Source organism: Acuticoccus kandeliae, assembly GCF_003073115.1.
This window is the reverse complement of the sequence record NZ_QBBV01000070.1, coordinates 1-408: the sequence shown is the minus strand read 5'-3', so window position 1 is coordinate 408 and position 408 is coordinate 1. Positions and strand designations below refer to the sequence as shown.

Sequence of the window (408 nt, the reverse complement as noted above, 5' to 3'; positions counted from 1 at the left end):
TCTGACCTTGCCCTCGACGAGCGCCGCCAGCCCGGCCGACCCGAGGAACGTGACCCGGGTCAGGTCCACCACGAGCAGGCTCGCGGAGCCGATCCGCTCGGCGAGTCGCTCGCTCAGCACGGGCGCGGTCATCGTGTCGATCTCGCCGTGCACTCCGACGACGACGGCGCCGTCACCGTGCTCGGTCACCTCGAAGCGGACGACCTCGCCGACGTCGGGGCCCTGGTCTCCCCCCACCCCGGTGGGCGTCTCACTGCTCATGTGTCGTGCTCCCTCGCGAGTCGTCGCCGTCGGCGCCGTCGACGTGCTCGTCGTCCGTTCCCGGACGCGCCATCGACGTCACCGTGAGTGACAACCGGCCGCCGTTGCTTGACGTACCGCTCGTGCTGCCTCCGCACCAGCCTAGTC

The 408-nt window shown here is 71.1% G+C and carries 1 protein-coding gene; it reads right to left on the bottom strand.

Going from position 1 to position 408, the window contains the following annotated elements; translation table 11 throughout:
• On the bottom strand, nt 1–261 hold a 261-nt coding region (locus DBV35_RS29350; protein WP_205648944.1), incomplete at its 3' end, for an STAS domain-containing protein.
• Nucleotides 262–408: the final 147 nt, after the last annotated feature.